Origin of the sequence: Acinetobacter sp. YH16042 (genome assembly GCF_013417245.1) — a bacterium.
In the GTDB taxonomy this organism is placed as follows: domain Bacteria; phylum Pseudomonadota; class Gammaproteobacteria; order Pseudomonadales; family Moraxellaceae; genus Acinetobacter; species Acinetobacter amyesii.
In genome coordinates this window covers 132,335-150,395 of sequence record NZ_VPEJ01000005.1, presented here as the reverse complement: position 1 = coordinate 150,395, position 18,061 = coordinate 132,335, and the positions used below count along the sequence as shown (strand labels likewise).

The 18,061-nt window shown below is 40.6% G+C and carries 20 protein-coding genes; 15 read left to right on the top strand and 5 right to left on the bottom strand.

Translation table 11 applies throughout. The annotated features are described in order from the left end of the window. The first annotated feature begins 21 nt into the window (after positions 1-21). The 4 genes from FTV37_RS05790 (at position 22) to FTV37_RS05775 (ending at position 4,458) form a co-directional block, all read left to right on the top strand. Entirely contained in the window at positions 22-1,035 is a 1,014-nt protein-coding gene (locus FTV37_RS05790) for a GTP-binding protein (protein WP_168379278.1), read from the top strand. 65 nt (positions 1,036-1,100) lie between these two features. After that, a complete protein-coding gene (locus FTV37_RS05785; RefSeq protein WP_180041946.1) occupies positions 1,101-1,631 on the top strand; it encodes a YaeQ family protein in 531 nt (176 codons plus the stop codon). 504 nt (positions 1,632-2,135) lie between these two features. After that, entirely contained in the window at positions 2,136-2,474 is a 339-nt protein-coding gene (locus tag FTV37_RS05780; RefSeq protein ID WP_180055505.1) for an FKBP-type peptidyl-prolyl cis-trans isomerase, read from the top strand. 187 nt (positions 2,475-2,661) lie between these two features. Beyond that, the gene (locus tag FTV37_RS05775) at positions 2,662-4,458 is read left to right on the top strand and encodes a diguanylate cyclase domain-containing protein (RefSeq protein WP_180063279.1); all 1,797 of its coding nucleotides are present in this window, start codon (positions 2,662-2,664) and stop codon (positions 4,456-4,458) included. 145 nt (positions 4,459-4,603) lie between these two features. Here FTV37_RS05775 and FTV37_RS05770 read toward each other — a convergent pair whose 3' ends face one another. Beyond that, positions 4,604-5,050: a GNAT family N-acetyltransferase gene (locus tag FTV37_RS05770; RefSeq protein WP_180005311.1), complete on the bottom strand. Its 447-nt coding sequence runs from the start codon at positions 5,048-5,050 to the stop codon at positions 4,604-4,606. A gap of 435 nt (positions 5,051-5,485) precedes the next feature. On the opposite strand from FTV37_RS05770, the gene FTV37_RS05765 reads away from it, so the two are divergent. Further along, positions 5,486-5,974: a hypothetical protein gene (locus FTV37_RS05765; RefSeq protein WP_180063244.1), complete on the top strand. Its 489-nt coding sequence runs from the start codon at positions 5,486-5,488 to the stop codon at positions 5,972-5,974. On the opposite strand, the gene FTV37_RS05760 is transcribed toward FTV37_RS05765, so the two are convergent. From FTV37_RS05760 to FTV37_RS05750, 3 genes are read right to left on the bottom strand one after another with little or no spacing between them, the layout of a single operon-like run. Beyond that, positions 5,956-6,519, bottom strand: a complete 564-nt coding sequence (locus FTV37_RS05760) for a TetR/AcrR family transcriptional regulator (protein WP_180063243.1) — start codon at positions 6,517-6,519, stop codon at positions 5,956-5,958. The genes FTV37_RS05765 and FTV37_RS05760 overlap by 19 nt on opposite strands. 50 nt (positions 6,520-6,569) lie before the next feature. Next, positions 6,570-7,460: an alpha/beta fold hydrolase gene (locus FTV37_RS05755; RefSeq protein ID WP_180063242.1), complete on the bottom strand. Its 891-nt coding sequence runs from the start codon at positions 7,458-7,460 to the stop codon at positions 6,570-6,572. 54 nt (positions 7,461-7,514) lie between these two features. After that, positions 7,515-8,300 carry a crotonase/enoyl-CoA hydratase family protein gene (locus FTV37_RS05750; protein ID WP_180063241.1) on the bottom strand — a complete coding sequence of 262 codons (786 nt, stop codon included), beginning with the start codon at positions 8,298-8,300 and terminating at the stop codon, positions 7,515-7,517. Positions 8,301-8,523: 223 nt separating this feature from the next. On the opposite strand from FTV37_RS05750, the gene pnuC reads away from it, so the two are divergent. The 4 genes from pnuC (at position 8,524) to FTV37_RS05730 (ending at position 10,554) form a co-directional block, all read left to right on the top strand. Then, entirely contained in the window at positions 8,524-9,108 is a 585-nt protein-coding gene (gene pnuC / locus FTV37_RS05745; RefSeq protein ID WP_180021225.1) for a nicotinamide riboside transporter PnuC, read from the top strand. Positions 9,109-9,188: 80 nt separating this feature from the next. Beyond that, positions 9,189-9,488, top strand: coding sequence for a hypothetical protein (locus FTV37_RS05740; protein WP_180063240.1), 300 nt, complete (start codon positions 9,189-9,191; stop codon positions 9,486-9,488). A gap of 109 nt (positions 9,489-9,597) precedes the next feature. Beyond that, complete coding sequence (locus FTV37_RS05735; RefSeq protein ID WP_180063239.1) at positions 9,598-9,891, top strand: hypothetical protein; 294 nt, start codon at positions 9,598-9,600, stop codon at positions 9,889-9,891. Positions 9,892-10,056: 165 nt separating this feature from the next. Continuing rightward, a complete protein-coding gene (locus FTV37_RS05730; protein WP_180063238.1) occupies positions 10,057-10,554 on the top strand; it encodes a DUF2505 family protein in 498 nt (165 codons plus the stop codon). A 406-nt stretch (positions 10,555-10,960) separates the two neighbouring features. Here the strand turns inward: FTV37_RS05730 and FTV37_RS05725 are convergent, their stop codons facing one another. Next, positions 10,961-12,241 carry an MFS transporter gene (locus FTV37_RS05725; protein ID WP_180063237.1) on the bottom strand — a complete coding sequence of 427 codons (1,281 nt, stop codon included), beginning with the start codon at positions 12,239-12,241 and terminating at the stop codon, positions 10,961-10,963. Between the two features lie 377 nt (positions 12,242-12,618). Here FTV37_RS05725 and def point away from each other — a divergent pair, with 377 nt between their 5' ends. The 6 genes from def to FTV37_RS05695 all read left to right on the top strand — a co-directional run bounded on the left by def (position 12,619) and on the right by FTV37_RS05695 (position 18,028). Next, positions 12,619-13,101 (top strand): peptide deformylase, encoded by a 483-nt coding sequence (gene def / locus FTV37_RS05720; RefSeq protein WP_180063236.1) that lies wholly within the window; start codon positions 12,619-12,621, stop codon positions 13,099-13,101. A 190-nt stretch (positions 13,102-13,291) separates the two neighbouring features. Continuing rightward, positions 13,292-14,503 (top strand): GGDEF domain-containing protein, encoded by a 1,212-nt coding sequence (locus FTV37_RS05715; RefSeq protein WP_180063235.1) that lies wholly within the window; start codon positions 13,292-13,294, stop codon positions 14,501-14,503. Positions 14,504-14,521: 18 nt separating this feature from the next. After that, positions 14,522-14,974 carry a hypothetical protein gene (locus FTV37_RS05710; protein WP_180063234.1) on the top strand — a complete coding sequence of 151 codons (453 nt, stop codon included), beginning with the start codon at positions 14,522-14,524 and terminating at the stop codon, positions 14,972-14,974. 64 nt (positions 14,975-15,038) lie between these two features. After that, on the top strand, positions 15,039-16,316 hold the full coding sequence (locus tag FTV37_RS05705; protein ID WP_180063233.1) for a glutaminase: 1,278 nt from the start codon (positions 15,039-15,041) through the stop codon (positions 16,314-16,316). 90 nt (positions 16,317-16,406) lie between these two features. After that, positions 16,407-17,447: a molecular chaperone DnaJ gene (locus tag FTV37_RS05700; protein ID WP_180063232.1), complete on the top strand. Its 1,041-nt coding sequence runs from the start codon at positions 16,407-16,409 to the stop codon at positions 17,445-17,447. A 197-nt stretch (positions 17,448-17,644) separates the two neighbouring features. After that, complete coding sequence (locus FTV37_RS05695) at positions 17,645-18,028, top strand: endonuclease domain-containing protein (protein WP_180063231.1); 384 nt, start codon at positions 17,645-17,647, stop codon at positions 18,026-18,028. Positions 18,029-18,061: the final 33 nt, after the last annotated feature.

The following is an 18,061-nucleotide window of genomic DNA, read 5'->3' as shown; positions in this document are numbered from 1 at the left end:
ATTTATTTGAGTGACTCACTTTTGAAATTAGTTTCTACCCACGGTGCGATTCCGGTTCATATTATTTCTGGCTTTTTAGGTGCGGGTAAAACCACAGTTTTACAGCAGTTATTAAAGCAAAAGCCAGCGGGCGAAACTTGGGCCGTACTGATGAATGAGTTTGGGCAAATCGGGGTCGATCAACAGATGTTGCCGCAAGATCAGGGCTTTGCGGTGAAGGAATTATTGGGTGGATGTCTATGTTGTAGTAGCCAACTGCCGATGCAAATTGCGTTGTCACGATTATTGTCAGAGGTGAAACCCGACCGACTGTTTATTGAGCCGACAGGTTTAGGGCATCCGGGACAACTATTGGAGCAATTGACCGAGCCACATTGGCATCCGCATTTAGCCATGCGGGCATTGGTGACCGTGGTCGATGGCTCACGCTTACATGATCAAGATTGGACTTCGCAAAACCTGTATGCCGATCAACTCAAAGTGGCACAAATCGTTGTGGTGTCTCATGTCGATTGTATGAGTGATGCCGATCAAGCTGGTTTGGAACGACTCAAACAAGCGTATTTACCGTATCAGCAGCAATGGATCAATGTCGTCAAAGGTGAATTAAAACTGGCAAATATTGATCTCGCCTATGTGGGAAGTCCGCGTAAAATTCAGCCTTTATTGGCGATGCAAAAGCAAACGTTGGTCGATGTACCCACAGAAATTAAACAGTTGCCTTATCATTATGTTGAATCCGCTCAGGGCTATAGTGTCGCAGGTTGGAAACTCCCAAAACGATGGATTTTCGACTTTTTTGAGCTGTTAGATTTACTCTGTGAGCAGCAAGATTGGCTACGGATCAAAGGTATTTTTCAGACAGACCAAGGTTGGAAAACCTTTAACTTTAATCCTGATCAGTTTAATTATCAGTCGAGCGAGGAAAGTATCGATAATCGTGTCGAAATTATTTACCAAACTGAACGTGAATGGCTCGAATTTGAAGATCGATTAATGCAGTGCCGGATTGATGCCGATAAAGCGGAGAAATAAGTAAATCAGCGCAGCAAAAGCTTGCTAAATCTTATATGCTAGGCGCCAAATTTGAGGACTTTCACATGGCGCTAAAAGCTACAATTTATAAAGCAGATTTGAACATTGCCAATATGGATGTACACCAATATGGTGATTATCAATTGACGATGGCTTTGCATCCTTCTGAAACGATTGAACGTTTGATGGTACGTGTCTTGGCATATGCACGCTATGCTGACGAAGCATTAGAATTTACCAAAGATCTTTTCGAAACAGATGAACCAGCGCTGTGGGAAAAAGATTTAACAGGCCAATTGGTGAAATGGATTGAAGTTGGCTGTCCTGACGAAGACAAAGTCAAAAAAGCCAGTGCACGTTGCCCAAACGTTGCTGTGATTACTTATGGTTCATCAGTAGATGAATGGTATAAACGCAACAGCAAATTGAAAACACTGAAGAATGTTGAGATTTGGCAATTATCTGAAGCGAGTACAGCTGCCATTCAAGAGTTATCCGAACGAACCATGTCTTTACAATTAAACGTAATGGACGGCGAATGGACTTTGATAGGTGATAAAGCTCAAGCTGTTATTGAATGGACACAATTGCAATAAGTTTATCATTTGATTTAACTCTTCATGATGGGTGTGAGTTTAGGCTTGCATCCTTATATATAACAATTTTTTAGTGAATACTATTCTGTTGATTTAAAAGTTGATTTGAAACTCAGTCGATCTAAAACCATCATAAAAATCTAATTTGGGGAAAATTTCCAGGCCTCAATTTATGTAATGCTCATGGATGAATCCTCTTTATTATCATTGTAAATAGCGTTGTTTTTACCGCATAAACGTCTTCATTCAATGAACGTTCAAACTTTTAGAGCGCTTTAAATTTTTTATTCGTTTCTTACCAATGCATCTTAGTGATAACGGAATACTCCTAAATGTTTCAAGACATGTGAGCTTTACTAGTAAATGTTTATTTGCATGCTGATCTAAATCATTGTGTTCTCAACTTTGAATCGGTAAGTTCTAACGCATTCAAGGGCATCATGTTCAGACTGATTCTGTTTATAATAGGGCTTTATTTTGATTGCGGCATTTGAGGTTGAGAGCATGAGCACGGAATTAGAAATTATTGACTTAGTGGTAGGCGAAGGTAAAGTGGCGGTTAAAGGTGCTTTGATTACAACTCACTATACTGGTTGGTTAGAAGATGGTACTAAATTTGATTCATCATTGGATCGTGGTAATTATTTTGAAACGGTGATTGGTACAGGCCGTGTAATTAAAGGTTGGGATCAGGGCATCATGGGGATGAAAGTCGGTGGTAAACGTAAGTTAATCGTACCATCACATTTGGCTTATGGTGAGCGTAAAATGGGTAATGTAATTCCTGCCAATTCAAATCTTATTTTTGAGATTGAATTGTATGACGTAAAAACTCGCGATTAATAGATCAATAGTTTTAGATCAATGACATGGACGTTATTGATCAATTGGATAAAATAGATGTTGTTATTTTTGTCTTTTACCGTAGATTAGAATAATTACTCGAGTATAAACGCAGGAATCAAAGCCATTGTATTTACAGTTGCCTTGTACCAGATTGTTCTGGGTTTTTACCTTTATTATTTTTACACTGGCATTTACTGTATCGACTGCTCAAGCACAGTATGAAACTGCTCCTAAATCGTTTTATTTAAAATATCAAAACGAAGTTAACCAAATCTACTTCACGGAAGACACCAGTAGCCTCTTACAAGGCAAATGGTTGTTTTATCCAAATCAATTTTTAACGTCTCCGAGTTCGGTTCTAGTCGGTCAAACGGTCTATCTGCCTGCATCATTTAAAGACATCACAGGGGACAGTAAAGGTTTTGGGACATTTACTGGACATTTCCAAATCCCTAAACAATTTATTGGTCGACGTATCGCGGTATTGATTCCAAATCAGTACGGTGCGTATCGGGTATTTTTAAATGGTGATGTGATCGTTCGTTTGGGCGAGGTGGGGCGTACTGAAGCAGAACAAAAAACGGAGAATGCACCGCGAATTGCCTATTTTGTGGCACAAGATGAATATTTCACTTTAACCATTCAAGCTTCGAGTTTTAACAGTATGCACGGCGGGTTTGAAAACCCGATGCGTATTGGTATTGCTAAGACAGTAAACCGCCAATTCCAACAACAAATGATGAGTATTGGAATGGTGTCGGGCGCCGTCTTGGGTGTGGGACTATTTACGATCCTATTTTCTGTTTTCCGAGGTTTACGCGGTCGCAATAGCCGAAGTAATTTGGTGTTTGGCTTATTTATTGTCTTTTTAGCATTCCATAATTTATTTTCAGCACCTTATGCCTATACCACTTTTACCGATATCAATTGGTTGTGGGGCACGCGATTAGAATATTTATTTACTTATTTGGCGTCGATTTTCTTTTTAAGTTATATCCACTTGCTCAGTCGTCGCTATTTATTTACCTTTAATTATCAGATCGCGATGTTGCTATTGTCTTTGAATATTTCAGTGACTTTTGTTTCGACGCCTGAGATTTTTCAGCCTTTGGCAACCTACAGCTTTGCTTATGTGATCGTTGTTCTGAGTAATTTTGCTTATGGTTTTTACGTAACACTGAAAAAGAAAGAACCGTATTCAAAATTAAATTTAATCGCGGTTATTTTCCTGTGCATTACCTTTTTAAACGACTTTTTGCTGATGATGAATTTGATTGATTCAGTCAATTTATCGTTCATTTCAACCAGTTTGTATGCCTTGTTGATCATGTTTCAGCAATCGCACCATTATGCACAGCAGTCTATGCATACCGAGCAGTTGAATAATAGTTTGCTTGAGCTAAACAGTTCACTCGATCAGAAAGTCAAAGAGCGCACCTTACAGCTTCACGAGCTGAATAAAAAGCTAGAGCTACAAATTCGTATTGATGCCTTAACGGGGGCATTCAACCGCCGTGCACTGAATGCTGAAATTCAACGTTTATATTCAGAAGTCCGTTTTCATAGTCACCGAACGTTGGTCTTTGCCATGTTAGATGTCGATTATTTTAAAAATTATAATGACCACTATGGACATCTCAAAGGCGATGAGGTGTTACAGCAGATCGTGAAAACCATGCAAAATACCCTGCCAAGTTCAGCCTATGTGGCTCGCTACGGTGGAGAGGAGTTTGCCATATTGATGCATGATGTTCCGTATGCGATTGCCCAAGAGCAATTGCAATTGGTACTCGAAGCCATGCGTAATGAACAACTTGAACATGTTAATCGGGGTGATGAAAAAAATTACGTCACACTGAGTTTGGGCATGGCATGGATGGATAAGCAAAATGACTTCGAAAGTATCGAAGCTTTAATGAAGCATGCAGACTATTATTTATATATGGCCAAACAGGCAGGACGCGATCAACTTAAGCCTTGATACCATGAATTGTATAGGTTTAAAAACTCTGAGGTGATATCGCTAGTATTCTTTGCCAATCCTTATTTAGATTCATTTATCTTTAAATTCATCTATACAATCATCTTATTTGAAAATCTATCCCTCTACGAACTTTATCTCTCTACTAGCAGAGTTGTTTGACCAATTTAAGCGGAACATCAGCAGGCTCAAAATCCTGATGTGCGACAAAGCCATATTTTTGGTAAAAGGCGAGTGCCGTATGGGTACTTTCTAGACTGATCTCGGTAATATTCTTTTTCCGGACGCAGTGCATCATGTTTAATAATAACGCCTTACCAATGCCTTGGTACTGACGTTCAGGGCAAATATAGTTCAGTAAAATTTGTCCCTGATCACTGACTAAAATAAAGCCGACCACTCGATTGTCACTGACGTAGACCCAACTATCGTTGTAAAGCATCCACATTAAGATATTTGATTGATTTGCCTCCTCAAGCCAAGTTTGAATCACACTTTCATTACGTTGATGGTCCTGGATACATGAACGAATGCTGTTGTGAATCACGTTAATAATTTCGGGTATGTCCTGGATTTGTGCTTCGCGTATCATAATTTTTTCTTTTTATAGAAAACTCCAACAGCCTGTCATTTCAGAAGATATCGCCATGTGCTTAAAGAGGTTTCTTGTTGCGTTTTATGTTTTTTTGCTGCCATTGCGCTGTTGGGTTGGGTTTTTATTTCAAAATTGTTGCAAAATTTACAAATATATATTTATAAATTAATCGTTAAATACGGATAAATAACGACATAAATGCATTTAACTATACTGTTTTTAAAGTAATAATAGATTTTTTAGAAATGTATACATACTCAATGATTTCAGCAGGTGTAATAGTTTGAAATAAATTAGCAAAGAAAATAGGCCAAATTTCAGCTTTAAAATAATTTTGTATGAATTTTAAACGTTATTGTGCGTTATATTAGTCCATAAAAATATTCGGTGATTCAAGATGTGCATGCGCGTCATCGGCAGTAGGTTGTTATTATGGTTAATTTTCTCATTGTGATGTGTATTCTGATTGCGTTGTCTGCAGCAGGAATCGTGGTCAAAAAAATAATAAAAACAGAAAAATATCGTCAAAAATATACGCGTTACCAAGCACCAAAAAAATCGAACAGTATCTCTTTAGCATCGAATGATGATGCTATTCGTGACGTCGATCAAGTCATTGAAGTAGATGAATATGAACAGCAACTTTTTGATGATATTGCGGAAATTTTCTTTCAACAACAATACAAATTAGATTCGCTACAGGCAGCCGAACAGTTACAAGAAGTTTTTTTACGTCGCATGCCAGTCAATTGTAAAACTCAAATTCGCCAATTAGATCTGAATGAATGGTCGATTTATTGGAGTTTTTATAATCAATCGCTCGAGTATTATTTAGGCCGATACGGTGAGTTTTATACACATGTCGACCGTTTTGGCGAAGAACACAAAATTGAATATCGCTATCAATACTCCGCAAGTTGAAGCAAAATGCGATCTTGGACTAAATCGAGATAACTCAAATCATCGGTTATTCGGGCCATTAAAATCGCGCCTTCATAATCCGCCAAGCTGACTTTGGCAAGTTGAGCGGCATGTTCGATGCTCATGCATCGCTGAAAAAACACTTCAAAGGCAAGTTGCCACTCGTGAAAGATGGATTGTAATTTTGCAAAAATCTCGGTAGGCAAATGTTGCCGTTCCATACTTAAAATCCCGACCAAACAACCTAATCCACCTTGGCTAAAAAACTGGATGGCCTGTTGATGGATGTTCGAGAAAGCCTGTTGAGGGGATTTAGTAGTTTGCTGTAATTGCTGAAAAATACTGTGTTGTAACTTTATATGCGTCAGGTTTAAAATTTCCATCAGTAAAGCGTCTTTATTCGGATAGTCATAATAAAACGCAGCTTTTGAGAGTCCACAGGCTTCAGCCAATTTCCCCATGCTGCAGCCCATATAGCCATAGCGTTTAAAGGCGTGTGCTGACTGTAGCAATAGATATTCTGAGGTGTTTTTCCGTGGACGCATGTATCTCTCTATATGAATAAATCAATGTGATGTGTATGGAGTAAATTGCTCTAGGCGATTAATAGTTCATCAAACCTTCCTATCACTTCCTGCCATAAGGGTTCAGCACCTTTGCGGAAATATCCCATATGACCAATCTGTTTTAGGCCGTAATCTTCCGCTTCAATATTGATATAGTGCATTGACGCTTGCGCATAATGTTGCATAAAAGCATGTCGTGAATTGGGTAATGCCCAGTCATCATCAAGTGCAGCGACCGCATAAATCGGCGTTTGAACTGCAGCATATTGTTGAGATAGCTCACTCAGCTCAGGGTCGGCAAAGAAATAGGTTGGGTTTTTACACCAACGGCGCCATTGTTTATAGACATCGACAGGAAGGTCAGCGCCCATATTGAGTTTGCTCCAAGGCAAATACCCTTTGATGGCAACCATCGGCGGAAAAACGATATTCCACATAACATGAACTTTCATTTTTTCTTTAAAGGGCATATAGCCATGCCAACCTGCGCCAGTGCCAAAACAATACATGGCACGTATCTGATCGTGATTTGAGGTAAGTCCTAGTGCTTGACCGCCATAGGAGTGTCCCACTAGAAAAGTTTCCTGACCGTGTTGTTGCATATAAGCTATGGCACCAGAAAGGTCATAACGTCCCCAGTCGAGGTAGGACATTTTAAAGCCTTTGAGTTTTGGAGGAGCAGAACGTCCAATACCACGATAATCAAAAGTTAATACTTGATAACCGAGTCCTGCGGCATACTCGGCAAAACGACGGTAAAATTGTTGAGGTACACCTGTAGCACTTGAAATAATAATATTGGCCTTAGCGGCAGTATTAGGCCGATATTCAACGCCTGAAAGCGTATAACCATCGGTTGCAGGGAAACTCACGGGTGTACTATGTATTTCTTGCGCTGCTGGTTCTAAATCCGTTGACATAATTTTTCTCTTGATAGGCAGGACGTAAAGGGTTTACTCACTTTAAATAAAGGGTTATTTGCCCTGAAAATTGGCTGCGCGACGTTGTAGCATGGCCATCACACCTTCTTGTACATCTTGTGTTTTTAGTAGTGGTTGTAAGTGCTGATCCAATTGAGCAAAGGCAGCATCGGCTCCCAAATGCACCCCTTGCTGTACTGCAGCGAGTGTTGCCTGAACCGCCAGTGGTGCAGCCTGTGCAATTTGTTCTGCAAGTTCTATTGCACGAGATAAGGGCGCTTGGTCGGTGATTTCAGTCACCAAGTTCATGTCATATGCCGTTTGCGCATTGAAACGTTCACCTGTGAGTAAATAGCGCATGGCCTTATTCCAACCCGCTGCTTGCACAAAGCGAACTGTTGCACCACCAAAAGGAAGAATGCCACGTTGCACTTCCATTTGAGCGAACTCCGTCTGACGCTGTGCGATCACGACATCGGCATTCAGCATGAGTTCAATACCCGCTGTAAAACAGAACCCTTGTACCGCGACCACAACTGGTTTTTTTCGTTGTCGTGAGTTGGTTCCCCACGGATTAATTTGCTGATCAGGAAAATTAAACAGCCCGCTGCCAAGTTTGGGTTGTAGTTCGACCAGATCTAGACCCGCAGTAAAATGATCGCCATGAGCAAAAATCACCGCACAGCGTAAATTTGGATCATCTTCATATTCAGTGAGCGCCAGTGAAAGGTCATGAATTAAATGACTGTCAAATGCATTCCGTTTATCTGCACGGTCCAAACCGATCAAATAAAGATGACCACGAATTTCTCGACTTACACGACCTTGTTGTTCTGACATTTGGATGATTCCTTCTGATTATTCTTTAGGCATACCTAAGTTTTTAAACGATTGTTAGAAAACTGTCAAAACTGATGCGTTCAAAACATCAAAATCATCGTCTGGTGGATGAGTGTTTTGATTTAAAATTTACAGAGTTGATATGAAATAGTGCAGGATATAGCTTGCCTTTAGGCCGATTTTTTCCATAATAGCTGCAGCTTTTTTTAAGGCCCAATCAACCATGTCGAACTTAGAAATTTTTGCAGTCATTATTAGCTTAATTGGCGTGACTTTAACCATTAAGCGAAATATGTGGTGTTGGTGGTTTAACTTTGCAGCATTTCTACTGTATGCCTACCTGTTTTATACCTACAAACTTTATGGCGAAACCATTTTGCAGTTTTTCTTTGTGGTAGTGAACTTCTATGGTTTCTATCATTGGTTGAAGGGCAAACAACAAGATCATGACATCCGTATTGAACCGATTGCGACCAAACTCGTGATCTTTCAAATGCTCTTAGCAGCGGTGGGCGGTTTGATTTTTGGTTTAAGTTTGCACTATTTTACCGATGCAGCCGTACCGATTTTAGATGCACAATTGGCCGCGTTTAGCTTACTCGCAACGTATTGGACCAGCCGGAAACATATTGCTACTTGGGTGCTTTGGGTATTTGTCGATATTATCTATGTGGGTATGTTTATATACAAAGACCTGTATCTCACCGCAGCACTGTATGCCGGTTTTGTGGGCTTGGCGGCGTTTGGTTGGTGGCAATGGACACAAGTCAAAAATAATCAGCAGCAACAGGCGATGAAAGCTTTATAAGGATCATTGGGTGATGGCAAAGCTTAATTTTAATAGCCGATGTTCTGAACCCGATGAACAATTAAAGAGCGTGCAGAGTCATGATTATCGACTTTCAACTTGAGCAGCAACTGCGTTTTGATCGACAAGCTGGGTTTCTACTGCGGCAAAAGGCGAGCTTTTTTCAGTTTGAGCAAATAGCAGATGTGTATAACGCTGAATGGCTCAAGGCATTTCCACAAGGGACGCAATGTAGCATCAGCGGTTTGGATGATGGTGCAGATGAATACGGCATCCAAATCAGTTATAAACACCAAAGCATCTTGATCGATTATTCACAACCAATCAAACTGGTACACCGTGATCGGGATGGTGTAGTGCATAGCATGCTGTTAAATTAACAGCTTAAATTAAACTGAGATTTATAAAAGCAGTACCACAAAGATTTGTTATAGAAATATAAAAATAAGCGCAAGAAGAAATGAAAAGATATGGGAAGCTATTAAAGCAATGACGCAACTTGATCCCAAAGATTCAACATTTAAAATTTTTAAACAGCTATGTTTCGAACTTTTTCATGATTATGGCTCGCACTGCACGTCTTTTGAACCCAGCGCTTTGATACATGCAAAACCAATGCAACAGCTCCCTGAACAAGCCCGCTTTGATATTGTAAGCCTCGACTTTGGTCATTGGTACGCAAAGTTGTCCTACGCGGAGATGTATTTAAAAATTGATGCGGGCTGGGAATTTCAGCTCGAGTTTAAAGATCAGCATGGGCAAATCTATCAAAAAGTCCTTTAAGGCAGAGTCCAATGAGTTGCAGTATGGCAATTCTGTTTTTTCAGTTTGGTTTCAGGTCAATGACAGCCACAGCGCTTTCCGATTTAATCCAAAGCACAGTTTTAGCAACTGTAGACTGGGCGAAATAAAACAATAAAACCAATATTGACCTGAAGGATTACGAGAATGGCACATCAATTTACCGTCAATGCCACAATTCATGGCGTTTCACTTGAAGATTTTAAACGACTAGCCGCAGATATCAGCTTGCATGAAGCGGTGTGCAAACGCATACCGGGTGAAAATCTAGAAATTTTAGAATCAAAAAAAACAGGTGATATGTATACCTTAAAACGTGCCTATAACTTGGATGTAAATATTCCAGATATTGCCAAGAAGTTATTAAAAGATGCGTTTCGTCTGAAACGTACGGATATTAGTAATTTGGCGGCATTAACCTCTGACGTCAAACTAGATCCCAACCTACCGCTCGAAGCCAGTTGTAAACGAAGTGTCAGTGGTGATGCAACACAAGTGAGTTTCAATTTGGACTGGACGGTGAAAGTCAAAGTTCCACTGATTGGTGGATTACTTGAAAAACATGCAGAAGGTGAAATTCGTCGTTTTAGTCAGCTTGAGATTGAAATTGTAGAAGATGAATTGCGTAAAAATTTAAAAGCCTGAATTGATTTGAAAGAGATTTAAAAAAAGCGGTCATTGACCGCTTTTTTTAGTGACTGATGTTACGCACGTAAAAGTAATTTCACAATTTTTAAATGATATTTAAGTCTATTCGACGGGGTCTTACATCTATGGATTGAATAAAGGGATTAGCCTTCGGCTGGAGGTACTCTTACGAAACAATGTTTCTCATTAGGCAAAATGAGAAGCGAAGCTTCGTAAGGAAACCATCTTGCGGAGCAATGCTCCTCACCGCAAAACTCGTTCACTAGCGTCAAATTTTTCAAAGTATTGCAAAAACAATTTTGATTAAAAGTAGTCCTGTCTCAAACACTTGCGGATGACCTTAGCGCGTATCGTTCATTTATTTGAATCAAATTGTGCTGCTGATGTTACTTTGTAACATCAGTTAGCGAGATGTTTTTTCAAAACGTTGACGATAAAGCATCGCAGTAAAGAAGGTCACCAAACAGACAGTCCATATATAATACATTGCGCCAATGTTGCTGTATAAACTCAACCATTGAACCAATGGCAAGGTGATACCACCCGCGATGGCATAGGCCAAATTGTATGAAAATGAAATGCCCGAGAAACGAATCTGTGCAGGGAACATTTTCACCATACTATAAGACACCATACCAACCGTACCTGATGCCAAACCGAGCAGCATATAAAGCGCAAACACGGTCGATGCTGCCACATGGCCCAGGCTGTTATAGAATACGCCCGCAATTATCGCGACAAGGAGGGAACCGAACAGCATCACTTTGCCCGCACCTAAGCGATCTGCCAAAAGACCTGCCAAGATACAACCGACCATTTGCATCACAATAGCGGCACTTTGCATTTTAAATGCATCGGCACGTTCAAAACCAAAGGCGCCCGTGAGTAGATTTGGCATCGCTAAAATCAGCACAACAACACAGCCGGTTAAGAACCATGTAAACAGCATACCAATCACAACGCCTGTTTTGTGTTGTTGCAGCACTTGTTTTACTGGAAGCTCTTTAGCCAATTGTTTCTTTTCTTGCATGGCTTTAAATACAGGCGTTTCTTTTAAATAACTGCGGAGATAGAGCGCAACAAAACCAAAGATCCCGCCTAGAATGAATGGAATCCGCCATGCCCAATCATGGATTTCTGACTCTGTAAATTGTAATGAAATAAACAAAGACATCAGTGCGCCCAATAGGATACCTAAAGATAAGCCAGCAGTGAGTAAGCCATTGGCGATCCCAATTTTTTGCTCAGGCACATGCTCTGAAACAAAAGTCCATGCCGCAGGGATTTCACCACCAATCGCGATGCCTTGAATCACACGCATCAGTAGGAGCAAAAGTGGTGCTGCATAACCAATACTTTCAAAAGTCGGCATCACACCGATCATCAGTGTAGGTAGAGCCATGAGTAAAATAGACAAACTAAATAAACGCTTACGACCAATCAAATCGCCAAAATGCGCCATCACCACACCACCCAACGGGCGGAAAAAATATCCGGCTGCAAAAATACCGTAAGTATTCAGCATCGCCCAAAATGGACTGAGTCCAGTGGGGAAAAACAGTTCCGAAATAATTTTGGCGTAAAACACATAAATGACAAAGTCATAAAACTCGAGTGCGCCACCGAGGGATGACAGTCCGAGGGTACGTTTATCTTGACGAGTCAGGCGTGGCTGAGCTTCCATGCAAATATTTTCCAGCAGCAAATAGCATTTGAGGATTTTAGTGATTCAAATTTTTATTGAATAATCAAACTTTTTTGCCTTATTAAAAACTTATAGTTATGGAAATATCATTAAATAAGAACAAAATAATATAGATAAAGCCACGTTAATTTAAAAAGTGATAGGCAATGGGCGATGGTGTGCTTTAATTTTAAATGATAAATATCAATCATATAAAGATTTATGATCCGCTATTTTATTCAGTACTCTATATAAACCATAAAAGATTCAAAGCCATAGCACACTGTTGTTTTATACTCAGAACCGATAATAATGAACACAGCATCGTCATTATAGTCAACGTGATTTAAGTCAGTTAGACGAAAAAGGATAAAAACATGAGTCATATTGCTGCTGTTGCACAGCGTGGTGAAGCGATTTTGACGCTCACTGCCGCAGAGGTACAAGCATCTGAAATAGGTTCTGCATGGTTAACTGCACTGAGCGAAACACTTTATGCCACCATGCTTGAACGTCAAGGTGTAGGTATTGCCGCACCGCAAATTTATGTTTCTAAGCGGGTAATTATCGTGGCTTCACGTGCAAATTTACGCTATCCAGACGCGCCTGAAATGGAGGCGATCGTGATGGTGAATCCAGTGATTACATCTCGATCGACAACGACTGTATTGGGTGAAGAAGGCTGCTTAAGTGTGCCGAATGCACGAGGACAAGTCCCGAGAGCTGAGCAAATTCACGTGCGATATTTGACGCTTCAAGGTGAAGTTAAAGAGAAAACCCTGAATGGCTTTCCCGCACGGATCGTGCAACATGAGGTCGATCATCTGAACGGGATCTTATTCACCGAGCGTTTAGAATAAAAACCGTACTATTTCAAAAAGATAAAAGTGACCAATTGGGCTAAAAAAAATAGCGGAATAGTAATTTGAATAGTGATGCAAGTGAAGTTTAAAGGCTTCAAAGGTTGCATGCTCAACTGTGAAAATAGACTTTCTTTTTGAAGCTAAAACCTTGTATAACTAGCGAAATAATAAATAAAAAAGAAGTTTAATGGGGAAAAATTGGGGCAATGCTGTCTGTACGAAATGGGGCGTGCAATGGCGTAAATTGAAGCATCTTTTATTTGAGTCGGACTATCTCATCATCAATTGGTCTGACTACGATAAAGGGCGTTTACTCCTCATCTTTGGCATGTTGAGTCAAGTCAGCGTGTTGAAGTGGTGCATCATGAATTTTTATTATTCGTCCAATCGGATCTGGTTTAATCCGAGTGCACTCAAGTTGAGGATCATGGTCGCTTGTATAGCCCTACTCAGTTATGGCGTATTGGCCGTACTCAGTCTTTATTTCAAAAAATATTTAAATTTCAGACTGTTTTTTAGCTATTTTGCGCCCGTCCTGTTTGGGATTGGCATGATCTATGGTGGCTATATGATCGGGATCTATAGTCCTACCACCATGGCGGGGACGGTCAATCTGCTGATGGTCGGTTTAGTTTTTTATCGTCCTGCGATTATGCTCAGCATTACATTTCCGATCACACTGTTTATTGGCTACATTTGCTATCAAACTTCGATTGACCATCTAGAATATGCACCGATTTTCAGCCCAGCTTTAAAACAGAGTGAGTTTTACGACAACGCCTTTTGGCTCATGAGTATGGCGGAGTTGTATTTACCCATATTGATCGTCAGTGCAGTATTTTTTCAGATTTTGCTTTTACAGTGGCGACACCGTGAACAAAAGATGGAAGTCCTCAGCCGTGTTGATGGCCTGACCAATGTGTTTAACCGTCGTTATGTCAGTCATGAACTTGATACGCTCAGCAAACAGACACGGCCTGAATTTGCAGTGGTTTTGCTTGATCTCGACCATTTTAAATTGATCAATGACCAATATGGACATGATGCAGGAGATGCCGTTTTACAACGTGTTGCTCAAATTTTAAATGACAATACTCGTGTACAAGATGTGGTTGGGCGTTATGGCGGTGAAGAATTCATTTTAATTCTAAAAAATCAGAGTTTAGAGCAGGCGATAGAGGTCGCTGAACGTTGTCGATTGGCCATTTCTGACGCTGAAACCATGATAGCCAACCAACATATGTTGAAGATTAGTGCAAGTTTTGGTGTAGCAACTGCGATCGAGGGGACACCGTCTGCTATGGTCACGCGTATGGCCGATCAAGCGCTGTATATGGCAAAGCAACAAGGTCGTAACCAAGTACGCAGCTTTCGTGAGTTAAAATTGGCAGAAGATTAAATAATTTAAACGATAGTTATGCAGCAATTACAATTTCAGCTCGGATTAGCGCAGCTCGACTTTCAGACCGAGCAACAGAATATTCATTTTGATCATGGCTTAGTCGCTTTGGTGCAAAAATGTGTCCGACATCAGCGCTTCGATGCTTTAGCGATTGAATATTTGATCTATGAAATTGAAGAAATTTTAGAACTATTACAGCTCGATTATCAGACGCAGCGCTATGCTCAGTCGAATGATGCGATGCTGCATCTATTGGCGCAGAGCTTTTTTGAACATGCGACCCACATTGACCGACAAAGCCTAGAACATGGCTTTAATGAAATGATTGAACATACCGAATATTATCAAAATCTATTTGGTGAGCAGGCAATCATTCAACTCAGTTATTTCGTTTTTATTCGAGAAATGATGCACCATTTAAACCTACAGCACATACAAGTTTTAGCTCAGAATGCGTCTTCACCATAAGGACTTATACAGATGCAGCTCAATTTGTTATAAATAAAAAAGCACACAACAAAAAATAGACCTTATGAAAACGCCTGTTCCAGATTATTTACAGCATGTCTTTAATGCCTGCGATGCCAATCAGCACGGAGATTTGGCAGATTATATTCCTGAGTTAGCCCATGCCAATCCGAATAGACTGGCTTTGGCACTGTCTACCGTAGATGGCACGATTTATTCCACAGGTGATGACGAAGTCGAGTTCACCATACAGTCGATGTCTAAACCCTTTGCTTATGCCTTAGCGATTCGTCATCTTGGCTTGGATAGCGTTTTACAAAAGGTCGGTGTCGAGCCATCGGGAGAGGCGTTTAATCAAATTGCGCTCGATCCACAAAGCAATACCCCGAAAAACCCGATGATCAATTCGGGGGCAATCACCACACATTCACTTTTACCACATGACAAGCACAGTACCCGAGCTGACAAACTCCGTGAATTTTTAAGTGAACTGGCAGGGCGTGAGCTGAGTTTTGATGACGCGGTTTACCAGTCTGAAGTGAAGACGGCTTTTCGAAATTTGTCGATCGGTTACATGCTGCGCACAGTCGGTGTACTTGAAGAAGACCCTGAAGATGTGGTGAACGGCTATATTCGTCAGTGTGCAATATTAGTGACGGTTAAAGATTTGGCAAAAATGGCCAGTGTACTTGCCAATGGTGGCGTGCAAGCTGCCACAGGAAAACGGTTGCTGTCACGTTCGGTGGTGCGCCAAGTGTTGAGTGTGATGATGACTTGTGGCATGTATGATGCTGCGGGTGATTGGCTGACAACGGTCGGTATTCCTGCCAAAAGTGGTGTGGCCGGTGGCATCATGGGGGCTTTGCCGGGGCAGGTTGGGCTAGCGGTCTTTAGTCCGAAACTCGATACACATGGGAATAGTGTTCGAGGCGTCGAAATATTTGAACGACTGTCTAAGGACATGGGACTACATGTCATGGAGGGAACGCCTTCGGCGCAAACGATCGTCCAAAGTCGCTATAGCTGCGGGATAGATCATTCGTTGGTGGTGTATGAACTGCGCGGCGTATTACAATTTACTGAGTCGGAAATGTTGCTGCGAATATTAGAGGATGAACCTGTTGCGACTAACCATATCGTTTTAGATCTGACCAATATTTCTTTGATACACGATGTTGGTGTCCGAATGCTCTTTGAAGGTGTAGATCGTTTAATTGCGGATGGTCATCGCGTGGCAGTGATCGACTCAGAGCATCTCTTGGAACAAAGTCGAAGTCATGCAGGACATGAGGTGGTTGTTCGAGAAGAGCTGAGTCAATATTTACAACGGTTTGAGCGTTAATGGATAAAAGTCCATTGTTGATTTATACAACGTGCTCATAAGTTTCGTGCTTAGATCGGCTATAATTTTCTTTTTGCGTTAAATTTGCTTATGTCTTTTGAGTTAAAAGTCAGTTTACTCCCGAGTGCTGAAGCTTTATCCCCACAGCATAAAAAGCTGAATAAACTGATTGAGCAAATCGAACAGCAAAAGCTGGATTTAGATCTTTGGCAAAATGCCAAAAGTGAGATTCAGAGTTATATTCAGTTAAAACTTGTGCCGATTTATCGTGATTTGCATGCGGTGGACTACCGCCAGCTTGCACAGCTTTGGCACCACATACAGCAAGAAGACTTTGCCAAAGCAGACTTAGCACAGCTGGATGCAAAGCTTGCGAAACTGGCTAAGCAGCTAAAAAAATCCAACTATTTAAATACTGCCGAACTTGAAAAAGTCACTGAGGTAGATGCCTTTTATCAGCAGCACCATGCACATAATCAAAAGCCAAATAAAAAGGGCAAGTCAGCACAAGCAGAACAGCTAAACACAAATAGTCATGTTGATATAGAACTGGACGCTGCAGAACAACATGAGTCTTATGAAGAATGGGACAGCGAACAATATCAACGTGAGAAAAAAGAGCATCAGCGTAAACGACTTGCGCAAAAACGTGAGCAAGCTGAAAAGTTAATGAACCAATCACTGAAAACTGTGTATTTAAAAATCACTGCCATGATTCACCCTGACCGTGAGCCTGATGAAGCTAAAAAAGCAGAAAAAACAGAGTTGCTGCAAGTGGTGAACCAAGCTCATGAAGCACAGGATTTGTTTTATTTATTAAAGCTGCAATTACAGCTTGAAACCAATAAAGACAAAAGCCCTAAAGCCTTAACTGATGAACATTTAAAGTTTTATCAAATGGCGCTAGAAGCACAAAGCCAACGCCTTGCAAGTCAAATTGATGACATCAAGGATAGCTTTCACTGGAGTGAAAAACCGAAGCCGAAAAATATGCAGGTGAAAGATGTGTTTAAGGTGATTGATGGCGATGTTTCGGTATTGAAAGAACAAGTGAAGTGGGAAAAAGAACGGCTGAAATATATGGAGAAGGTGAAAGGGTTGGAGGTGTTGCTGGAGAATGGGGTGCTTTGATACTTTTTTCATTAAAAGCATGTTTCCCTCATCCCCCTTGCGAAGCAGTGCTTCTCATCCCATAGGGAGAAGGAGCTGCATCTAATTAAATTCCGTCAATTGGCTTAATAATGAATATTCCCTCTCCTTGTAGGAGAGGGCTAGGGAGAGGTTATAAAATTTGATAATCTAAATAAAATAATAAAAAGCAAAATACAATGAACAATAAACTCGACCCCCAACTTTTAATATTCGCCAAATCCATGCGCCACACCGCCACCGATGCAGAACACTTGATGTGGCAAATTCTACGTGCCAAACGATTTATGAATCTTAAATTTCGTCGTCAGCATGTGATTGAACCTTATATTGTGGATTTTTACTGTCATGAAATTGGTTTGGTCATTGAGTTGGATGGTAGTCAGCATGGTACTGATGATGCGATTGAATATGATGCTGAACGAACCAAGTTTTTAGAGGCTTTGGGTTTAACCGTTGTGCGGTATTGGAATCATGATGTGTTGGGGCGGATAGATGTGGTGTTGGAGGATTTGTGGTTGATCTGCTCTAAATTAAAAGATTCCTTCGCAGATTCTTTTTAAAGTACTTATATAATTACTTTATTAATTTTTTAT